This window comes from Desulfotignum balticum DSM 7044 (genome assembly GCF_000421285.1).
Lineage (GTDB): Bacteria > Desulfobacterota > Desulfobacteria > Desulfobacterales > Desulfobacteraceae > Desulfotignum > Desulfotignum balticum.
On record NZ_ATWO01000001.1, the window covers coordinates 309,165 to 330,295 of the forward strand.

Genomic DNA, 21,131 nt, shown 5'->3' on the forward strand with positions numbered 1-21,131 from the left:
CTGTTTCCGCGGGCATATCCATATATATCTGTTCGTCGAAAACAGGGTCGGTTCCTGGTCAGAAAACATACTTCCCTGGACTTGTCAACCCAAAATTGAAATCGGATTGTAGAATGCCTCCTCCGGGGGCTCCGCTGTACAGGCGATTCCTGCTGCGGTTTGCCCCTAATACCCCATACCCATCAGAGGCACGGGGCATTCTGAAAAAAGATTGAGAAATTACCTTAAACAGTGTATGCCATGGGGCATTGTACATGGCTGGGAATACCACAGAGATTATAGAAGATAAAGTAAGGAATGGCTGTTGTGAAAACAGATGAAAAACTGGCGGCATTAAGGCGGATGATGGCGGCACACCAGATTGCTGCAATCGTGGTGCCTTCTGCCGATCCCCATCAGAGCGAATATGTCACCGGACACTGGCAGGCCCGGGCCTGGCTCACCGGATTCACCGGATCAGCCGGCGTGGCCGTGGTCACCCGCACCCGGGCCGTTTTATGGACCGATTTCAGATACTGGCTCCAGGCCGGTATTCAGATACAGGGATCGGAATTCGAATTGTTTAAATCCGGGGAAAAAGATGTGCCCGACTTCCATCGCTGGATTTTTGATCATCTGGGTCCCAAAAACACAGTGGCCATTGACGGCCGGATCCTCTCACGAACCCAGGAAAAAACATACCGGCAATTGTGGGATATCCGGCAGATCCGATTGCGTACCGATCTGGACCTGGTAAAAGATCTATGGCAGGATCGGCCCCCCATGCCGATGTCAACCGCCTGGGAGTTTGATGTGCAGTATGCTGGCCAGTCCCGGGTCGAAAAAATCGAAAATATCCGGAAAGCCATGGCACAGGCCGGGGCGGACTGCCATGTGATGACCGCTCTGGAGGACATTGCCTGGACATTCAACCTGAGGGGATCCGATGCCCCCAACAATCCGGTGAACATCGCGTTTGCTCTTTTCACTCAATCGTCTGTCCGGTTATTCATCCACCCGGACAAGGTGACCAAAGATCTGGCTTCAGGCCTGGCAAACGACGGTGTAACCCTGGCCGGTTATACTGATATTGACACGGCCCTGGGACAGATGCCGGATTCTGCCTGTATGCTGCTGGATCCGGATATGACATCCGCATGCCTGGCATCCGCCATCAATCCGGCTTGCCGCGTGGTTGAAAAACCAAGCCCGGCCGCCCGGCTCAAAGCGGTTAAAAACGACATTCAGATCCGGCATTTGCGGGATACGGCGGTCAAGGACGGGATTGCCGTTATCTGTTTCCTTCACTGGCTGTCGGAACAGGAACCTGACGATTCGCTGACGGAAATCAGTGCGGCAGAAAAATTGTTTGAACTTCGCAAAGCCCAGCCCGGGTTTGTGGAAAACAGTTTTGATCCCATTATGGCGTTTGGTGCGCATTCCGCCTTGTGCCATTATTCCGCCACCCCTCAGACCGATGTCCGGCTGGATAATACCGGACTGTTTCTGACCGATTCCGGCGGTAATTACCTGACCGGCACCACGGACATCACCCGCACGGTGTGTCTGGGAACCCCTTCCTTGCAGCAGATCAAGGACTACACCCTGGTGCTTAAAGGCCATATCGCTGTGGCCGGCGCGTGTTTTCCCGAAGGCACCCGGGGGTTTCAGATCGATACCCTGGCCCGGCAGTTTCTGTGGGCCCAGGGCATGAATTTCGGGCATGGCACGGGACACGGTGTGGGGTTCTTTTTGTGTGTTCATGAAGGCCCGGCCCGGATCAGCCCGCATCCGGTGGATGCGGCCCTGGAAAAAGGCATGCTGATGACCGATGAGCCCGGGGTTTACAGGGAGGGAGAATATGGTATCCGCCTGGAGAACATGGTGCTGGTGACCGATTCCCGTCAAACAGAATTCGGCCGGTTTCTGGAATTTGAAAACATGACCTGGTGCCATTTTGAACGGGATCTGATCGATACCTCCCTGCTCACTGAAGCGGAGATCGCGTGGATCAATCAGTATCACCGGCAGGTGTATGACCGGATTTCACCTTATCTGCCATCCCGGATCGCTGCATGGCTCCAAACCCGGACCGCTTTGCTGGATTGATCTGATATGTTTATGGAACAAAAGCGGTGAAACAATTTCTGGTCAATTCCATCGGCTGGATAGACATGGCCTGCTGGGTGCTGGTCGTTGTGTTTTTCTGCACCTGTTCTCTGGTGTGTGGCGGTGATTTCAACCTGTCTTTCATTGCCGCCGGCGGGGTGGTGCTGGTGATGATTCTGATCGGGTTTTCCATCGAGGTCATCATCGAAACGCTCAAGAAAGTCAGAGGCCTGGGCACGATAACCGGGTTCATCACCAACGGACCCGAACTGGTCTGTCTCATTGTCGGCCTGGTGACCGGGGATGTGTTGTTTGCGGCAAGCACGCCGCTGGGTTCAAATCTGATGAACCCGGTTCTGTTGATTTCAGCCGCACTGGTGTGCCGGGTATTTTTAAAAACCATGCAGACCTGCTGGCAGTATACCCTGACATGTATCGTTCTGACTGCAGGACTTGCTGTCTCTTTTTATACTATTTCCATGGCCCACCACATTCTCTGGGTGGCGGCAGGGATTGTCATCACCGGGATATTGTTTTACAGACGACCATTCGAGCCGGACGAACAATCCATGGAAGATGCTGAAATTGCCGGTTGGTCGGTCATTCCGGCAATTGTCGTGCTGATTGCCGCCGGGTATTTTCTTGATCCGGTGGTCAGTTTTGCTTCGGAACAAAGCCAGGCCCCCAAAGGGGTGATCGGTTTTTTTGTACTGGCCACCCTGTCAAGCTGGCCGGAGTTTAAAAGCTGTCTGGCCCTTTTAAGCCGGGGAAAATATCTGGCCGCCATCCTCAATATCACGGTGAGCAATATCACCAATATCTGGCTGGCAATCGCAGGCATTGTTACTTATTTATTCATGACCTGGCCTTGATGCCGTAAAACAACGCCTCTGCGGTGCAGCAGACTGCCTTCGGCCAGAAACAGCCGGATCAAAGCGATGCGGTAATGGATCACGGCCCGGACCTCGGCAATCTGGCCGATCAGCAGATCCCGCTGGGCCTGGGCCACCAGCAGTGCTGTGCCGGCGCCTACGTTGAATCGTTCGATTTCCGCCTGCACGGTCTGTTCTTCGGATCGGCGGGTGACCTTTGAGGCATGGATCTGCTGTCTTGCCCGCTCGATTTCATTGACAGCCAGGCGGACATCCAGATGAATGGTCCGGCGAAGGTTTTCAAGTGCTTCGGTTGCCTGTTGGCGGGTGGCCACCGCAGCCTGATGCCGGGCTCTGGCAGTCCGGTTTTTGACAAACCGGCTTAAAGACAGACCGGCAGATACCTCATAGTCCCCGTTGTCCAGTGATTGGGCCGCATCTGAAAATCCATCCCCATATGCGGCAAATCCCAGATCCATGAAAAAATCCAGCCGGGGCAGCAGGCCGTTTTTCGTGGCAATGGTTTCCAGCTGGTTCTGGTGCATGCGCAACCGGGCTTCAGCCAGATCCGGCCGCAGTGTCATGGCCAGGCTGGTACGATCCTGGATATCGGCGACAGGGTCCGGATCAATGGCCGGATCAATGGCCGGATCACTGGCAGGCAGAACCAGACGATCCAGATAACCGGGTCCGCCGGGATTTATCAGATGCAGCAGGGTCAGGCGGAATGCTTCCACCTGGTTGGCGGAATCGATCAGGGCCTGCTCCCGCCGGGCCACTTCCGACTGTACGGCCGCCTGTTCATTACGGGGCAAAACCCCCACCTCGATCTGGTGCTGGACATCGGTCCGCTGTTTTTTGGATACAGCCAGAGACCGTTCCACAATGGCGTGCTCCTGTCGGGCCAGCACATATTGCCAGTACGCGATTTCCGTTTCCGCTACCAGGGCCTGGGCATAGGCGGTCAGCTCGTGAATACTGGCCCGGGTTTCCAGTTCACTTTGCCGGATGGCCACCAGGCCGCCGGCCGGACCGGCCCCCTGGAGCAGTGCCTGGGTCACGGACAGGGTTACCCGGGTTTGGTCGGGATCCGCGGTTCGGGATGCCCGGTCCTGTTCATGGGCCGCCTCTGCCGCCAGGGTGGTGCCGGAAGGCAGTGCCTGACGAACACCTGCCACAGCCGAGACAGCAGTATCTGATGATTCCGGATCAGGGAGTGCCTGCCTGGACATTCCCATGGCTGCGAACAGTTCCGGATCATATTGTCCTTTTTCCATCTGTTCGAACGCCCCGGCGATGACAGGACCCAGCTGCCGGGTTTTCAAGTCCTGGTTGTGATCCAGGGCCAGCATCACCGCCTGTTCCACAGACAGGGCCGGATCCGGTTTTTGACCGGCCGGTATGGGTTGTGGGTCAGGCTTGTTTTCCAGCGTGAAGTCAAATGTCTGGATATCTGCAGGTACCACCGGTGCCAGATCTGTCAGGTCGATTTTTTGAGACCTGGACAGCATGCAGCCGGAAACCATCAGAAAAAAAATCAGGCACAGAAGTATCAGGCCTGAGAAATAGAGATACCTTGTTTTCATGAACAGGCCTTTGTTGAATCCGGGTGAAACAAAGAATAGATGACCGGGATGAGCACCAGGGTGATCACGGTGGCACCGGTGAGTCCGCCCACCACGGACCGGGCCAGGGGTGCCTGGGCATCCGCACCTTCCCCGATGCCCAACGCCAGAGGGATCAGCCCTAAAATGGTGGTCAGGCTGGTCATGAGAATGGGCCTCAGCCGGCGGCGGCCGGCTTCCATGACCGCTGCTTTGACCGTCATGCCCTCACAAGTCAGGCGGCTGGACTGATCCACCAGCAGAATGGCGTTGTTCACCACGATTCCCCCCAGCATGATGCAGCCGATATAGGACTGGACATTCAGGGTGGTCTGGGTCAGATACAGGGTGACCAGAACCCCGACGGCGGACATGGGAACCGAAAACATCACCACCAGTGGATTGATCAAAGATTCATACTGGCAGGCCAGGACCATGTACACCAGAACCAGGGCCAGGATCAAAGAGATGATCAGCTCCCTGAACGCTTTCTGCTGTTCTTCAAAATCTCCGGCCACTATCAGATCATATCCTGCAGGCCGTGGGATTTCGCTTAAACGGTCAGCCACATCCGCTGCCACAGATCCCAGATCCCGTCCGGAAACATTGGCGGAAACCGTGATGATACGCTGCTGATCCTTGCGGTCGATGAGAAGCGGTCCCCGTCCGGAATGCACGGAAACCAGGTTCCGGATCGCCACCTGCCGGCCGGATGCCGTGGTCAGGGTCAAATCCAGAATCTCGTCCAGGCTGCGGTTTTCCACATCCTTGAGCTGGACAAAAATCCGGTAGGAATCCCCCAGGGTTTGAAATTCGCCGGCTCTGGATCCGGCCACGGCCGTGGAGATAATGTCGGTGATATCCTTGACGCTCAAGCCCAGATCGGCCGCCTTATCCCGGTCAACTTCAATTTCTTTTTGCGGGGTACCGGCCTCCCGGCTGAGCAGCACGTCTGTAATGCCCGGGACCTGTGCCACCCGTTCAGCAGCCCTGGCAGCCAGCGTTTCCAGGATATCCAGATCAAATCCCCGGACTTCGACATTCAACCCGTCGTCCCCCCCGAGAATCCGTTCCATGATAAACTGGCCCTGGGGGGCCCGGGTCCGGATTTTCATGCCCGGGATTTGCCCTGACAGGCGCTGGCGCAGGTCATGGGCAATGGCCACATTGGAGCGGGTGCGTTGGGCCGCCGGGGTCAGGGCCATGCGGATTTCGGTTTTGGCGGAACTGCCGGGCCGATATCCGGATGCCCCGACGCTGACCACGGAAGAGATCATTTCCGGTATGGCCGGAAATGCAATGGCTTCCACCTGCCGGCTCTGGCGATCCACCAGGTTAAGCCGGGTGCCCACCTCCATCTCGCCGGAGATCCGCACCTCTCCTTCATCACTGGGCGGCAGAAATTCCGTTCCGATTTTCGGAACCAGCATCAGGGCTCCTCCCAGGGCGGCAGCGGTAATTAACAGGGTTACCCCGCGGTGATCCAGGGCTTTGGACAGCACATAAGAATAGCGGTGCGAAAGTTGAACAAAAAAAGATTCTGACAAAGAAAAGAAAAATGAGACCACAGACCCGGTGTTTTTTCTTTTTTTGATGCCCAGGAGTCTGGAGGTGAGCATGGGCACCAAAGACAGCGCCACCAGCAAAGAGCAGGTCAGAGAAAAAATGATCACATACGCCATTTCCGTGAACAGAATGCCGGACACGCCTCTGACAAAAATCAGGGGCAGAAAAATCACCAGGGTGGTGATGGTGCTGGCCAGGATGGCCGGGGCCACTTCCATGGCCCCTTGTTTTGAGGCGATATCCGGGGGTTTGTCATGTTCATCCCGGTGCCGGAAAATATTTTCCAGAACCACAATGGAATTGTCCACCATCATGCCGACGCCTAAGGCCAGGCCGCCCAGCGTCATCAAATTGAGGGTGAAATTGAAGAAAAACATCAAAGCAAATGTGGCCAGCATGGAGATGGGAATGGCCAGGGAAATGACCACGGTGCTGCGGACGGTTCTTAAAAAAAACAGCAGGATCAGCACGGCCAGACCGCCGCCATATATAACAGATCTTGCCACATTGGCGATGGATCGCTGGATGAAATTTCCCTGGTTGATGACCGGAATGATTTTTACCTGGGGCATGGCTGCGTTGACGGCATCAATTTCTTCCAGAACCCGTCTGGCCACGTCAACGGTATTGGCCTGGGACTGTTTCCGGATGGCCACCCGAATACCGGGTTCCCCGTTGACCCGGATGATCCGGGTCAGTTTTTCATAGGTGTCTTTCACCTGGGCGATCTGACCCAGGGTGACGGCGGCCCCGTCCTGATGCGCCACCACGGTATTGCGGATCTGGTCCAGGTGGGTGAACTGGGCCGGGGCCCGCAGCTGGATTTCATACCGGCCCTGTTCCAGTTTCCCTGTGGGTTGGTCCTGATTGGCCTGTGTGACGGCCTGAATAATCTGGTCCAGGGGCAGGCCTAAGGCCATGATCCGGTCCGGATCCAGTTCGATGCGGATTTCTCTGTCATACCCTCCCCAGATGTCCACCTGGGCCACTCCCGGTATCCTGGAAAACCGGTACCGGATTTCGTCTTCAATGAGCTGGGTTAAATCCACCGGATCCAGCCGGCTGGAAATCCCCAGCAGCACCACTGGAAAACTGCTGATATCAAACTTGCGGATGCTGGGCCGATCCACCTCTTCAGGCAGTTCATTGAGTTCATCTTCAACAACGGACCGGACATCTAAGGCAGCAATGTCAATATCGGTTCCCCAGGCAAATCGGATCCGGACATTGCTGCGTCCTTCGGATGAATCTGAGGAGATCTCTTCCACTCCGGGCACTGTGGCTGCAATCTCTTCAATCACCTGGGTCACCTGACGTTCCATGATTTCCGGGCTGGCTCCTTCAAATTGTGTCCGGATGCTCAGGGTGGGCATTTCAATTTCCGGCAGCATGTCGATTTGAAGCCGGCTTAAGGAAATCGAACCGATGACCAGGACCATGAGAAAGACCATGGTAATGAATACAGGACGGTGAACACTGAATTCAGGCAGGTTCATGCGGCCCTTTCCGATCGAAACCGGATTTTGGGACAGCCGGGTCCGGAATTCGGATCAATGACCCGTGATCCAGCATCTGGTGGCCCAGGGTCACCACCTGGCCGGTCAGGTCGTCGCCCTGGACCTGAACCCGGCCGTTCTGGCGGATCCCGGTGACCACCGGGTGCCAGGCCACGGTGGTTTTATCCGGGGACACCACAAAGACACCGGTTTCCTGATTCCGGGTTACCAGAGCGGTCTCCGGCACCATCAGGGTGTCGGCCACCTGTTCCAGGACCACGGAAACCCGGACAAACATTCCCGGTTTGAGTTCAAGGCCGGGATTGGCCACCCGGACTTCCACCCGGGCCTGCCGGGTCTGGGTCTTGAATACCGGAGAAATCCGGGCGATTTGACCCTGAAAGAACCGGCCGGGAAAGGCATCGGTGGAAAGCTCGGCCGGCTGGCCGATTTCAAGCCGGCCGTAATCTTTTTCCGTGACAAACAGCACCGCCAGCAGCGGGTCCAGTTCCACAATGGATACCAAAGGGGTGTTGGCGGAAACCGTGTCCCCTTCGGTAACGAATTTTTCCGCCATAAACCGGGTATCGCTGCCCCCGGTCCAGTCCGCAAATACCGTGGTGTATCCCAGCCGGATCCGGGCGGTTTCCAGCTGGGCCCGGGCTTTCAACACGACAGCCCGGGCCATGTCCACCCGGGATCCGGCTGCCAGCCATTCGGCCCGGGCCGCATCCACCTGGGAAGCGGAAGAGACCCCTCGTTTTTTAAGGGTTTCCATGCGGTTCAGTTCCCGTTCAGCGATTTCCCGGGCGTTTTCAGCCCCGGTGAGATCCGCTTCAGCCACAGCCATATCCGCCTGGGCCTGGGCCACGGCCTGGACATATTCATCATTGTCCAGCCGGGCCACTTCCTGTTTTCGAAAGACCGGGTCTCCCATGTCCACGGCCAGGTGTTCCACCCGGCCGCTGACCTTGGGAGCCACCAGAAATTCGGCATTGGATTCCAGGGTGCCGCTGAAGGTGCGGCTCAGTGCCATGGGACCCCGCTCTATGGCAGCGGTTTCCACAGGTGCGGCCCATGATTTTTTCCCCAACGGGCCGCTGTCTTTTTTCTCGGACCCCAAAAAGGTCGACAACAAATAGACCCCCAGAATCAGCACCGGAATGAGCAGCCATTTGACGTGTTGCATTTTCATGGATCCCTTCCGAATGCTTTTATCCAATGCCCTGTGAAATGCGCATCAGGCAATTTTCCGCAGCAAGCCGGATGCCCGGGCACTGTCTTTGAGCTGCTGGTTCAGGCTGGTGGACAGGCGGGACAGTTGCCGGTTGTCACCAGCCTTTTCTTCTGCCTGACGATAGATATCGGATGCCAGCCGGGTATCTGCCAGCCGGATGCACGCGGTTTCCGCCAGAAACAGCAGATCGTCAAAACCGGTCAGTTTTTTCCGGGCGGACAACAGAATCCGGGTCAGATAGGAGGGGTCTGAGGTCTGGCCGGATATCAGGTTGAACAGTCCGGCATAGCATGTCTGATCTGTGCATTGGGCTTCTGCGGCTTCAAACAGGGCAATGGCTTTGTCCTGATCGTCTAAAAGCCTGAGATAGGCACCGGCCACAAAGGTGTAATCATACGGCGTATGGCAGTCTTTTTCAGCCGATGCCAGCAGATTTTTGGCCCAGTCTTTATCATTGAGCCGGGTTGCGGCAACGGTTGCCAGTTTTACCCGATCACTGTTGCCGTCACTTTGTTTTTCAATGTTTTTGTAAATGTCTTTGATCCAGGCATCATCCTTGAGGGTGGCGGCAATGGCATCGGTCAGTTCATTGTAGTAACTGAACGTGGTACATTTTTCCAGCAGGCCGGTGAAGATTTCCTTGACCCAGTCGGTGTCCCCCAGATCCTGGTGAATGCACACCCCCAGTTTGATGAAATCATTGAAATTGCGGGTGAGTTCCTGGGCCTGGCGGTATATTTTGGCGCCATAATATTTGTCCCCGGTTTTTTCCACAATATCATGGGCCAGGGCCCGCTTGGTGGCACAGGTTTTAGTTTCCTGCTCCCGGTTGATGAAATCCGAATACAGGTCTTTGAATTCTTCGCGCTTTTCCAGCTGAAATGTGATGGCATCGGTCCATTCTTTGTCATCGGTGACGATTTCCTGAATGGCCTTGGCGGTCTTGATGAAATCCGCATTGCTTTTCACAGCGGACTGGGCCTGTTTGAGAACCTGCACCGCGGCTTCTTTGTCATTGAGGTCTTTGTCCATGGCCAGGGCCAGGTCCACCAGCTGGCTGCATGCGGGATTGGTGGCGGCGGCGGTCTGGAAAATGCCGGTAGCAAACGGCGCATCCCCGGTGACTTCAAACGCCTCTTTTCCCAGCTTCAGGTAATCGGAAAATTCCGTGTAAACCGATTCCGCTTTTTTGTATATGGATTCCAGAAAATCCTTATCATCCAGTTTTTCGTTCACGGTTCTGGCGAACTTGAGCAGTTCATTGCCCGATTCCAGCGAAGAAAGGGCTTTTTCATAGATCTGCCGGGCCAGGGCTTTGTCGCCTAAGTCCTTGACCGCGCCCGCGGCCAGGATGTCGAAATCCTCAGCCTTGGATGCTTTTTCCATGGCGCTGGCATATACTGATTTGGCCCGGTCCTTGTCTTCAAACATGTCCAGGACGGACTTGGCAAACACCACAAAATCTTCGGTCTTGCTGCATTTGGCAAAGGCTTTTTCAACGGTTTTTTCCGCCAGTTCCGCGTCATTGAGCACATCTGAAATGCTTTTGCTCAGTTCCAGAAAATCAGACGTTTTCACACATTTGGTGCCGGCGGCATTGTAGATCTCGGTGGCGGCTTCTTTCTGGCCCATCTCCAGTGCGGCTGCGGCCAGGCCTAAAAAATCCTCAACAGTGGTGCACAGGTTTTTCCCGGCATCCAGGTGGGCGGCGGCCGCTTCCTCATCTCCTAAGATATCCAGACAGGCCTTGGCATAGGTCACGGCATCTTCCCAGGTTTCAGCCCATTCCGCGCCTTCTTCCAGAAGTTCACCCGCCCATTCCTTGTCATCCAAGCCCTCCACAATCTCTTTGGCCACGGCAATGTACTCTTCCGGTGCGTCACACTCCTCGGCTTTTTCTTCCAGTTCTTCTTTAAGTCCCATGATGTGTCTCCTTTTAAAATTACAGGTTAAACGTGTTTTATTGTACTATACATGTTTGTTCAACTGGTTTCAAAATAGTACATGCCTTCGTTGCTGGTTCCGTCCGGAGATATATCCGGCGGTTTGGCATAGGTGTCTCTGGCAATTTTCCCCAGCCTGGCCAGCCTTTCCAGTGACTGCCTGAAACTGAGGATATCCGCCATCAATTCTTCCATGCCGGTGTCCCGCTTTTCCGGATGCTGTTTCATATCATCCAGATTTTCTTTCATCAGTCCGATATATGAGAAATAGGTCTGGGCCAGATTATTGATGGAATCTGACAGTCCTTTCATGGTTCTTCGATAGGTTTGAATTTCCTTTTTATGCAGCGTGACCGTGATGTCGTGGATAATGGCCTGATAGCTTTCCAGTTCTCCGGTATCCCGGTTTTTTTTTGCACCGGCGGTCATGGTCACTTCTCGAATCTCTTTGCCGCAGGTTTTTATTTTGATGGGGTAATCCGTGATTTCTCCCTCTGTTTTGATTTTATGGATCACATGGGCCCGCTGTGTCAAATCCAGATAATGGTCATTGATATTGCCGGCCATTGCCTGTTCCATATCTGAGAAACCGAACAGTTTGATTCCGGCCGGATTGATCTGTTCAAACACGCCGTCAGGAGTCACGATGAAAATGGCATCAGTGGCGGTTTCAATGATATTCCGATACCGCTGTTCGCTGATCCTCAGATTTTCCAGGGCGGATGTCAGGCGCTGCATGTGCATTTTTCGCTCCGTGACATCTCTTATGACATGCAGAATTTTTTCGATTTTGCCCCGGCCGCCCATTTTGTAAACCACTTCGGCAGCGTCATTGACCCATTTGGTCTGCCCGTCCGCTGAAACAATCCGGTATTCCAGGGCATCAAATTCCTTGTCCGTGATCTCATGGTAGAAACGAATCACCTGATCACAATCGTCCGGATGGACAATGTCGAAAATATGAAATGTGCCTGAGGCAAATTCTTCGGAAGGAATGGCACACAGCTTTTCCGTGGCATTGGAAATATTGACGATCCGGATATTGTCCTCGGGCGACGTGGTCAGGACCACCTCAGGGATCAGGTCCAGCAGTTTTTTAAGCTCATTGGTGGTTTTTCTGCTTTCAGTGATATCGGCCACAGATGCCAGAATATCGGTTTTGTTTTCATAAAGAATGGTTCTGGCGTTTATTTCCACCAGATGTTCCGTCCCGGACCGGTCCTTGAGAATAAACTCCGTGCTGTCTTTGGTGCCCTCAACGGATTGAATCAGCTGTTTAAAAAAAATATCCATCCGCCGGGTATCCTTATCGGCGACAAATTCTGAAAACCGCATACCGGTCAGAATTTCCTTATCCATGTCGCTGATTTCGGTAAAACTGTCGTTTGAAAAGGCAATCCGGCCGTTTTCTTCCACAAGGACAACCCCTTGGGTGATCATGTCCAGCAGTTCAGTTGTATCGATTTTTTTTAAGGGGCTCATTTCACCTCTGGGCAGAGCATATCATTATATAAAATCCATAAGTATATATGGCATAACTCCCTGTGATGTCAAGAAACTCCGGAGTCAGGACCGGACCGGCAGGTCAAAAGACCCGTGCCGGGCGGTCCCTGTGGGTCTCACCCTCTGCCGTGTTTGACAGGGAGTAAGGGCATGCTGCGCTGAACGGCAAAAACTGCGGGCAGGTATGTCCTCACACAGTTTGCCGTTTTTACCGCTTCGCATGCCCAACTCCCTGTAACAAACGCGTCAGAATGGGATTCGACCCACAGGAACCGCCCGGCACTCGCCGCTGATGGCATCGCTGGGCAGGAATGGCCTTCCGGACCAGGCTTCTTCTTGCAAGATGGAAACCCTTATTTGTAGGGTCCGAGGAATCGTTCCCCGTTAAAATGAATCAGGTGGGATGGGGCATCGGCAACCCATACTTCGGTTTCCCATGCGATACTGTCAAGATACCGAGCCATGGTGACGCGGTTTGGAAAAGCCGTTACATAGACAAGGCCGGCTGTTGCACCGGCAAACAACCGGGTCAGTTCGTTATGGCGTTTTCCATCCATCGGGCCGTGGCTGGTGACGGATTCAACCAGCAGCAGCCAGTTTTTCATCAATCGTTTTCTGGGTGAGTTCCAACTGGTTCAACGCCCATTCGCCAAGCGCCATCAAGACATCACGGCTAGGATATTTGATTTGTTTAAGATCGGTCGCGTTCACCTGGGTATGGCCGTTGAAGGTTCTGAAATATTCATCCAATGCGGTTGAATTTAGAAACACCATGAGGCCATATGCCAGTGTTTTGGGCAGTCCCTGTTTGTTGGCATGGAAAACATTGAGATGATTTTCAAAACCCAGCAATGTCATTTCGGGAAAATCAGCCGGATTGACTACGTTTGCCATGACCCGCCGTTTTTCTTCTTTAGAGGAAAAACGGCGGACCACACAATAGAAATCATTGGGCAACAGCCATTTTTCCGTTTCATTGTTTCGTTGAATGGCATTGGGTTTTTTTATGTCCGGTTTGGGCCACTCGCTGCCTTGACTGTTAAAATGAGCCGGATAGAGCAATGGAACTGCATCTGGACCCGGCATTTTTCTTAAGTGTTCCTTTACCCGGAAATCCACCACAGGCCCGGTGGAAATATTGATTTTCAGATCGGATAGGGTCCAGGAAATATTTTTCCCCTGAGCAATGGAAGCGACAGCTGATGCGGTCGGGATATGAATGAATTGTTCCGTGTCATCGGGCAATACGATTTTTTCAACCGGATAGTTTTGACTGGTCAGGTCATAAAAATGGTCATCTGTTGAGGTGGATATTTTGATCGGCCTTTTTTCCCCGTTTTTTTCAAGATGGATAATAATATTTTCCTGGAGCACATCATCATCTTTGAATGCTTTGCTGCGTGACAAAAATAAATGGATCTGCTTGATGGCGGCCTGGGTTAAGAGGAATTTACGAAACCGGCGATAATAGGGTCCGTTGCAGAAACTGCGTGGAACAATGGCAACCAGTTGTCCCTGGGGTTTAAGCAGAGACAGCGACAATGCCAGGAATGCGGAATACAGGTTCACCGTTTCGATGCCGGCCCGCCGCAGGGCGGAACGGTGTTTTGAATCGCTTCGGATTTTTTTGTAGGGTGGGTTTAAAATGGCATGGGTGTAACTGGGAAGCGGTTTGACAAAAAGGTTGCCGGATATCCCTTCAGATGCGGTTATAATAAAATCGGAGATATCTATATGCATGGAAAAACCGGAGATGTTTTCATATTTTCCCAATGTCTGCATTAAATATGGCTGTAAAAAAGGATCGATTTCAAACGCATCCAGATGGACATTCTTGAATTTGAGATCACCGGAAATCCACCGGTTCAGAAAAGCATCACAAAGAGAACCGATCCCTGCGCCAGGGTCGAGTAGACGGCAATGGCTGTGGCTGTTTGGGGTGAACAGTTCCGCCATGAATCTTGCAATGGTTGCCGGTGTGAAAAACTGTCCCAGCCGGGATTTTTTCTTCGGGTCGGTTGCTTTTGATATGGCCAGCCTGGATTGTTCAATATCTGAAAGCAAGCCCGCATCTCCTTGATATATGATTTTTGAATATGTGTGATTATCGTTATCATAAGTACCGGATTAACTCAAGGATTGACGGATATTCATCAGGACCGGTCATCGTTTCCACAGCAGAGCTCCCGATATAATCCGGAAATTTATCTTTGACGATGGCCGATATTGTGGTATTTTGAAAGAAAGCACTTCTTTTGTCGATTGAAAAAAGATATCCGGCATGCTTCTTGATTGTAGTATTCTTGAACCATCATTTAAACAGTATGCTGGCAGATTGAATAAAAACTTACCTAAAAACCATGTAAGGAGGCTGTTATGACCAGCTGGATTTGTGATCAATGCGGATACAATTTAGAAACGGACACCCCGCCGGAAAAATGTCCGAGTTGCAAGAAAGACTGCACATTTGTGGACAATTCATGTTACACCCCGGATTGTGCGGGAACACCCAATGATCCGAGAATTACCGGAAAAGAGTAAAGGAGGATGTGATGGGGAAAAAATACAGAATCAACACTTCCTGTCCCCGGTGCGGATGTACTGCGACATCCGCTATGACCGAAGAGGAGATCAAGGAAAAATATGGGGACGTGCCCAATATCGAGCTGGAATGCCATGAGTGCATGATGAAACTCGAGGCGGATGTCCAGGAGGATGATGGGTCGGACAAGTCCTGATCCGCCTGTGTCGGCTGTCCGGTACCATGACTACACCAGCCATGTCCGTTACCGGATTTCTCCCCATTCACTGGATTTTTCAAGATATCCGGCACCCTTTAAAACCTATGAATATCAGGAACGGATTTCGCTGAAGCAGGGAACCGGCACCATTCTGGGACGGAACAAAGATGAGGGGTTCAATGCCCCTGATCCCACGGTGAGCCAGGTGCTGGGCGATCAGGTGTCGTGTGATGAACCCGTGAACCTGGAAACCGTTTCCCAGATCCTTGGCCTGTCTTATGGGGTGACTCTGGCGGACCGAAGCCGGGGATTGCTGTTCCGGAGTGTGCCGTCGGCAGGAGGTCTGTATCCGTGTCAGATGTATCTGTCAACCCATAAGATTGATGATATTGAGACAGGTTTGTATTATTGTGATACGATCCAGGGGTTTCTGGGCAGAATCAATCCCCGGCCCCTGGGCCCGGAAATCTTTTTTTCGGATCCAGACCCGGCAGAGGCCTGCCTGATCATTACCGGGATTTTTTATCATTCCGCCTGGAAATACCGGGAAAGGGCTTTTCGGTATCTGCTGCTGGATGCGGGTCACCTGGCCGAAGCCGTTGTTCAGGCGGCCCGGGCCGTGGGAGTCCGGGGCCGGATTAAGTATGATTTTAAAGATTCCTGTCTGATTCAGGGCCTGAATCTGGATGATTCTCTGGAAGTGCCGCTGGCCTGTGTCTCTCTGGGGCCCGGAATTGCCGCTGGTCCGGGATCTGATTTAAAACCGTTTCACCCGGCAAAATCCGGCCCTGAACCGGCCACGCCGGTGATTTATGACATACTGAAAGAGGCGTATCAGGCAGGTATCTCCATTGCCCGGTCCCCGGCGGTTGATTCGGCCACGCATGTGTTTGCCCGGAAACCGGACCGGATGCGGCCGGTGCCCGACCCGGGACCATTTGAAACCAAGTCTTTTTTTCATGCCGTCACCCACCGGCGCTCCCGCCGCAATTTTTCTTCTCAAAACCTGCCTGAACCGGTGTGGGCGGCCTTTTTAAACCGGGTATTCACCCGGATCTTTGCCGAACAGGACCCGGATGAAACCGGGGCCGCAGCCAGCGGATTCCTTGAAATGGCAATGATCAGCCGAAACATGGAAGGACTGGCCCCCGGGCTGTATGCGTTCTCCAAGGATGGGGCTACCCTGGCCTGCCGGCAGACCGGTTTTTCGGCCATGGATCTGGCCCGGGTCTGCCTGGACCAGGCCTGGATCGGCCGGGCCGCCATGAATTTTTTGTTTGTAGCGGATCTGGCAGCCATGGAAGCCGCCCTGGGTGCCAGGGGGTACCGGTATGTGATGATGCATGCGGGCCGGGTCGGCCAGCGGCTGTATATGGCGGCCCAGGAGCTGGGGCTGGGATGCTGCGGGATCGGAGCCATGTATGACAAAGAAGCGGCGGCCCTGCTGGGTTTGAATCATGGCAGTGTCCTGCTTTACGCAGTATCGGCCGGACCCGTCAAATAGATAATAAGGAAGGTGAGCCTATGAAATGGATGCAGTTTTTGACACCGGTCAAATCCAAAGACTTCAACGAAACAAAACAGATGATATCAGATCATGATCCGGATGAAATTACCATTCTGGATGTGCGTCAGCCCGGGGAATACAAGGATTCCCATATTCCGGGCGCGGTGCTGATCCCGCTGGCCGAGCTGTCGGACCGGGCCGCTGAACTGGATCCGGATAAACCCACTCTGGTCTACTGAGCCGTGGGCGGACGCAGCCGGGTGGCTGCTCAGATGCTTGCGGGCAAAGGGTTTAAACAGGTGTACAATGTATCCGGCGGTATCAAGGCCTGGAAATCAAAAACCGCTGTGGGGCCTCAGACCCTGGGCATGGACCTGTTCAAGGGCCCGGAATCAGCCAAAGAATTCCTTGTCATTGCCTATTCTCTGGAACAGGGGTTGCAGGAATTCTACCAGGAGATGGCGGACAAGGCCCGAAACGAAGCAGTTAAAAATCTGTTCCATAAACTGGCCGCCATTGAGATCAAGCACAAAGATCAGGTGTTTGAAAGGTATCAAAACATGGTGGATCCGGAAATGTCCCGGGACGGGTTTGAATCCATGGTCACCGTCTCGGCCCTGGAAGGCGGGTTGACCACCCAACAGTACCTGGATCAGTTTGACCCGGATCTGTCTGTGGAAACCGAGGTGGTTTCCATGGCCATGTCCATTGAGGCCCAGGCCCTGGACCTGTATCAGCGGGTGGCCGGACAGGTGACGGATCCAAAGGCCAAAGACGTCCTTCAACAGATCGCCAAAGAGGAACAACAGCACCTGGCCCGCCTGGGAAAACTGATGGACACCCTGTGAAAATCCATACATCAAAATCCATTGCGGAGTACACAACATGAAAAAACATCTGGTGCTGGTGGGCGGCGGCCATGCCCACATGGTCACCCTGGCAAATATCCGGCGGTTTGTTGAAAAAAAATACCGGGTCACGGTGATCGGCCCGTCCGAATTTCATTATTATTCGGGCATGGGCCCGGGCATGCTCGGAGGGACCTATTCACCGGATCAAATCCGGTTTGCCACCCGTAAAACCGTGGAAAATCAGGGGGGTGAATTTGTCACTGACCGGGTGACACACATCATGCCCCGGGATCGGCAGGTGATGACCCGGTCCGGGGCACGGATCGATTATGATGTGGTCTCATTCAATGCCGGATCCCATATTCCGCTGCCGGGAACGGACACACCTGAACAAGACCGGCCGGCCAATCTGTATCCGGTCAAACCCATTGAACAGCTGATGGATGCCTCGGCAGCCCTGAAAACCCTGTTTGCCCGAAAAAAAGTGAGCGTGAATGTGGTGGGCGGGGGACCGTCTTCAGCGGAAGTGGCCGGCAATGTGTGGCAGCTGGCCAGAAACAGGGGGGCGCATATGCCTGATATCCGGATTTTATGCGGCTCCCGGTTCATGGGCCGGTTTGGAGAAAAGATCCGGTCCCGGATAAAACAGATTCTGGAAAAACGAAAGATCGTGATTCAGGAAAATGCCCGGGTCAAAACAGTGACCGCATCAGAGATCATCCTGGAATCCGGGCAGGGATTTGCCACGGATTTTACCTTTATGGCTTCCGGCGTGGTTCCCACCCCGATGTTTGAGGAATCCGGCCTGGCAATGGGTCCGGACAAAGGACTGCTGGTCAATCAGTATCTTCAAAGTGTGACAGACCCACAGATTTTCGGGGGCGGCGACTGCATTTATTTTCAGCCGCAGCCGCTGGACAAGGTAGGCGTGTATGCGGTCCGGCAGAATCCGGTGCTGCTGCACAACCTGATGGCAGCCCTGGACGGGGAGCCACTCAATCCCTTTGATCCCGGACCCGATTATCTGCTGGTGTTCAACCTGGGCGGAAGGCAAGGCGTGCTCAAGAAAAAAAATATCGTATTCAGCGGCAGGCTTGCCTTTACAATCAAAGATTATATTGATACAAAATTTATGAAACGATTCCAGGCGGCGGAAACCGGACAATAAACCCGGGATCCCGGCCTGAAAGCACAGCACCATGCCCTGGAAATCCAGGTTGGTATGGATTCCGGCATAACACATTATTTTATCAGGAGGAATATATGAAAGTGACCATTACTGATCAGTGTATGGGTGACAGAAACTGTAATGAACTGTGTCCGGAAGTGTTCAAATATGATGAAGATCAACTGAAATCCACGATTCGGGTTGATCCCATTCCGGATCATCTCAAGGACAAGGTCCGCCAGGCTGCTGCCGAATGCGGTGCTGAAGCCATCATTATCGAGGAATAAAAACGAACCACAAGGATAAAAGGTGTTTTCATGGGAAAGTTCCGGGAAAGCAGGACTGCGGTGAACCTGCACACCTCTTTTGCCGCAGAGGCCCAGGCCAGAACTCGGTATAATTTTTTTGCCAACAAGGCCAAAGATGACGGGTATGTTCAGATCGGCAAACTGTTCGATGAAACCGCGGCCCAGGAATTTGAACATGCGCTGCGGTTTTTCAAGTTTTTCAACGGCGGCGAGTTGACCATCAACTGGCATTTTCCCGCCGGCGTGATTGAAGATACCCGATCCAATCTGCTCTCATCTGCAGAGCTGGAAAATTACGTGGGCAACGACATGTATGCCAAATTTGCAGAAATCGCCCGGGAAGAAGGATTTGCCCGGGCAGCGGATACGTTTGATGCCATTATTGTGGCGGAAAACCATCATGAAAAACTGTTTCGGCACCTGGCTGAAAATATCGCATCCAACCGGATTTTTCAGGATAAGGCCCCGATTCAATGGCGTTGCTTAAGCTGCGGATACATCCATACCGGAGAAAAGGCACCGGATAAATGTCCGGCCTGTGTGCGGCCAACGGGCTGGTTTGAACGGTTGTGTGAAAATTATTGATCTGTTTCCCGGTTCTGAAACAGATATGTATCAGAACCGGGAGTCCAATTCTGTATCATTCTCCATCCCATTTTATTTCTTTCAGGGTTGAACTTTTTCAACCATTTGTAATCAAAGGTTATTTTTATTTTAGTACTGCTGCGGTACAAGGTTTGCTTATCAAATATGACATACGCAAACAAAAGTACATCAGGAACCAATCCTGACACAGGAGGATATGAAATGAGACTTGGCGATATAAAGAAAAATTACAATCTGCTGAATTCAGTGGACTGGGACATGACACCGGAAGAAGCGATTGCATTGCATCTGGAATGGGGTCCGTTGAGATCCCAATCCTATTACAATTCCAGAGACAATGACAATGAGACTGTTTATTTTGTGATCAACACCTGGAAAAATCCGCCGATCCTCACGCTGGTGCGGAGAAAAGGGTTTGATTCCGAAGAACTGGGTAATTTTTCGCTGCCCAAGCCGCTGGAAGCAGAATTTTTACAAGGCATCGGCAAATACAAAGGCGTATATGCCGTGGAGGGAAAAGTGCGAGACTGGCTGAAAAAGGAACTTGACGTTTAACCCATAACCGCCTCCTCATAAAGTTCCCTTGCCAGGAACCGGGTGCGGCACATTACAATGGTGCCGCACCCGGTTTATTTATTTGCCGTTTGATTCGTTCTCATTGATTTTTATGAAATCCTTGACCATCAACTCACCCAGTTCTCTGGACCGTTTGGTGGCTGACTCCACCGCGTTGATCAAAGTGGTGCGAAGACCGCCCTGTTCCAGGGTGTGAATCCCTGCAATGGCGGTGCCGCCCGGGGATGCCACCCGGTCTTTGAGCTGGCCGGGATGTTCTTTGGATTCCAGAAGCATGCGGGCCGAACCCAGCACGGTCTGGGAGGACAGAAACAGGGCGTCCTTTCGGGACAGTCCCATTTTTACACCGGCATCCGCCATGGCGTCCACAATGGTGAAAATATAGGCAGGCCCGCTGCCGCTCAAGCCGGTAAAGGCATCCATGAGCACATTTTCATGGATGAACACGGTTTTGCCCACGGAATTGAAAATGGCCCGGGCTTCAGCCACATCATTTTCCAGCACATACTCACCTGCGGCGATGGCGGTGGCGCTTTCTTTGACAAACGCGCAGATATTGGGCATGGCCCGGATCAGGCGCAGCTTTTTCTGCAGGCCGATGGCAATGGCTGCCAGAGGAACCCCCGCAGCAATGGAGATGATCAGTTTGGAGTCATCCAGGGCCGGGGCGGTTTCCTTGAGCACCATCCCGAGAATCTGGGGTTTGGTCGCGTAGACAACAATATCTGACTGCCGGATCACTTCCAGGTTGTTCTGGGTCACATTGACATGGTATTTGTCTTTGATGGCGGCCAGCAGTTCCGGGTCGATGTCCGAGCAGAAGATGTTTTCAGGTTGGGTTGCCTGGGAGAGAACCAGGCCGGAAACCAGCGCTTCTCCCATGTTGCCGCTGCCGATGAATCCGATTCTCTTTTTCTGCAGCATGTCTGGTATAACTCCTTAATTTGGATCAGTTAAAAGTTTCATATTATGTCCAACCACCCGATAGAGTCAAGGCAAAATTTGGAGTCTGACAGTGCGGCTTCTGATTTTGCAGTTGTCAATGGATAAGAATCTGAATATGAT

At 53.1% G+C, this 21,131-nt stretch carries 18 protein-coding genes; 10 read left to right on the forward strand and 8 right to left on the reverse strand.

The window, feature by feature from the left end; all coding sequences use genetic code 11:
- Window positions 1–297: 297 nt before the first annotated feature.
- Window positions 298–2,088 carry an aminopeptidase P family protein gene (locus K365_RS0101755; RefSeq protein WP_245569121.1) on the forward strand — a complete coding sequence of 597 codons (1,791 nt, stop codon included), beginning with the start codon at window positions 298–300 and terminating at the stop codon, window positions 2,086–2,088.
- A 26-nt stretch (window positions 2,089–2,114) separates the two neighbouring features.
- Window positions 2,115–2,960, forward strand: a complete 846-nt coding sequence (locus K365_RS0101760; RefSeq protein ID WP_024333263.1) for a calcium:cation antiporter family protein — start codon at window positions 2,115–2,117, stop codon at window positions 2,958–2,960.
- On the opposite strand, the gene K365_RS0101765 is transcribed toward K365_RS0101760, so the two are convergent.
- The 7 genes from K365_RS0101765 to K365_RS0101795 form a co-directional block, all read right to left on the reverse strand.
- Entirely contained in the window at window positions 2,936–4,546 is a 1,611-nt protein-coding gene (locus K365_RS0101765) for a TolC family protein (RefSeq protein ID WP_024333264.1), read from the reverse strand. The genes K365_RS0101760 and K365_RS0101765 overlap by 25 nt on opposite strands.
- A complete protein-coding gene (locus K365_RS0101770; RefSeq protein WP_024333265.1) occupies window positions 4,543–7,626 on the reverse strand; it encodes an efflux RND transporter permease subunit in 3,084 nt (1,027 codons plus the stop codon). The genes K365_RS0101765 and K365_RS0101770 overlap by 4 nt, the downstream gene beginning before the upstream one ends.
- The gene (locus K365_RS0101775; RefSeq protein ID WP_024333266.1) at window positions 7,613–8,821 is read right to left on the reverse strand and encodes an efflux RND transporter periplasmic adaptor subunit; all 1,209 of its coding nucleotides are present in this window, start codon (window positions 8,819–8,821) and stop codon (window positions 7,613–7,615) included. The genes K365_RS0101770 and K365_RS0101775 overlap by 14 nt, the downstream gene beginning before the upstream one ends.
- 45 nt (window positions 8,822–8,866) lie before the next feature.
- Window positions 8,867–10,786, reverse strand: coding sequence for a tetratricopeptide repeat protein (locus tag K365_RS0101780; protein WP_024333267.1), 1,920 nt, complete (start codon window positions 10,784–10,786; stop codon window positions 8,867–8,869).
- 59 nt (window positions 10,787–10,845) lie between these two features.
- Window positions 10,846–12,288: a PAS domain-containing protein gene (locus tag K365_RS0101785; protein WP_024333268.1), complete on the reverse strand. Its 1,443-nt coding sequence runs from the start codon at window positions 12,286–12,288 to the stop codon at window positions 10,846–10,848.
- Window positions 12,289–12,662: 374 nt separating this feature from the next.
- Window positions 12,663–12,914, reverse strand: coding sequence for a BsuBI/PstI family type II restriction endonuclease (locus K365_RS0101790; RefSeq protein ID WP_024333269.1), 252 nt, complete (start codon window positions 12,912–12,914; stop codon window positions 12,663–12,665).
- Window positions 12,889–14,373, reverse strand: a complete 1,485-nt coding sequence (locus K365_RS0101795) for an Eco57I restriction-modification methylase domain-containing protein (RefSeq protein WP_024333270.1) — start codon at window positions 14,371–14,373, stop codon at window positions 12,889–12,891. Before K365_RS0101795 ends, K365_RS0101790 begins: the two co-directional genes overlap by 26 nt.
- Before the next feature lie 312 nt (window positions 14,374–14,685).
- On the opposite strand from K365_RS0101795, the gene K365_RS28215 reads away from it, so the two are divergent.
- The 8 genes from K365_RS28215 to K365_RS0101840 all read left to right on the forward strand — a co-directional run bounded on the left by K365_RS28215 (window position 14,686) and on the right by K365_RS0101840 (window position 20,045).
- Window positions 14,686–14,850 (forward strand): rubredoxin-like domain-containing protein, encoded by a 165-nt coding sequence (locus K365_RS28215; protein ID WP_006967847.1) that lies wholly within the window; start codon window positions 14,686–14,688, stop codon window positions 14,848–14,850.
- Between the two features lie 11 nt (window positions 14,851–14,861).
- Window positions 14,862–15,047 carry a hypothetical protein gene (locus tag K365_RS0101805; protein WP_006967844.1) on the forward strand — a complete coding sequence of 62 codons (186 nt, stop codon included), beginning with the start codon at window positions 14,862–14,864 and terminating at the stop codon, window positions 15,045–15,047.
- Window positions 15,028–16,554 carry a SagB/ThcOx family dehydrogenase gene (locus tag K365_RS0101810; protein WP_024333271.1) on the forward strand — a complete coding sequence of 509 codons (1,527 nt, stop codon included), beginning with the start codon at window positions 15,028–15,030 and terminating at the stop codon, window positions 16,552–16,554. Before K365_RS0101805 ends, K365_RS0101810 begins: the two co-directional genes overlap by 20 nt.
- 20 nt (window positions 16,555–16,574) lie before the next feature.
- On the forward strand, window positions 16,575–17,405 hold the full coding sequence (locus K365_RS25490) for a rhodanese-like domain-containing protein (RefSeq protein WP_084489709.1): 831 nt from the start codon (window positions 16,575–16,577) through the stop codon (window positions 17,403–17,405).
- 37 nt (window positions 17,406–17,442) lie between these two features.
- Entirely contained in the window at window positions 17,443–18,576 is a 1,134-nt protein-coding gene (locus K365_RS0101820) for an NAD(P)/FAD-dependent oxidoreductase (protein ID WP_024333272.1), read from the forward strand.
- A 95-nt stretch (window positions 18,577–18,671) separates the two neighbouring features.
- Window positions 18,672–18,863, forward strand: a complete 192-nt coding sequence (locus tag K365_RS0101825) for a ferredoxin (protein ID WP_024333273.1) — start codon at window positions 18,672–18,674, stop codon at window positions 18,861–18,863.
- Window positions 18,864–18,893: 30 nt separating this feature from the next.
- Window positions 18,894–19,469 (forward strand): rubrerythrin, encoded by a 576-nt coding sequence (gene rbr / locus K365_RS0101830; RefSeq protein WP_024333274.1) that lies wholly within the window; start codon window positions 18,894–18,896, stop codon window positions 19,467–19,469.
- Window positions 19,470–19,691: 222 nt separating this feature from the next.
- Window positions 19,692–20,045: a DVU0772 family protein gene (locus K365_RS0101840; protein ID WP_006967832.1), complete on the forward strand. Its 354-nt coding sequence runs from the start codon at window positions 19,692–19,694 to the stop codon at window positions 20,043–20,045.
- Between the two features lie 78 nt (window positions 20,046–20,123).
- Here the strand turns inward: K365_RS0101840 and proC are convergent, their stop codons facing one another.
- On the reverse strand, window positions 20,124–20,990 hold the full coding sequence (gene proC / locus K365_RS0101845) for a pyrroline-5-carboxylate reductase (RefSeq protein WP_024333276.1): 867 nt from the start codon (window positions 20,988–20,990) through the stop codon (window positions 20,124–20,126).
- Window positions 20,991–21,131 lie beyond the last annotated feature (141 nt).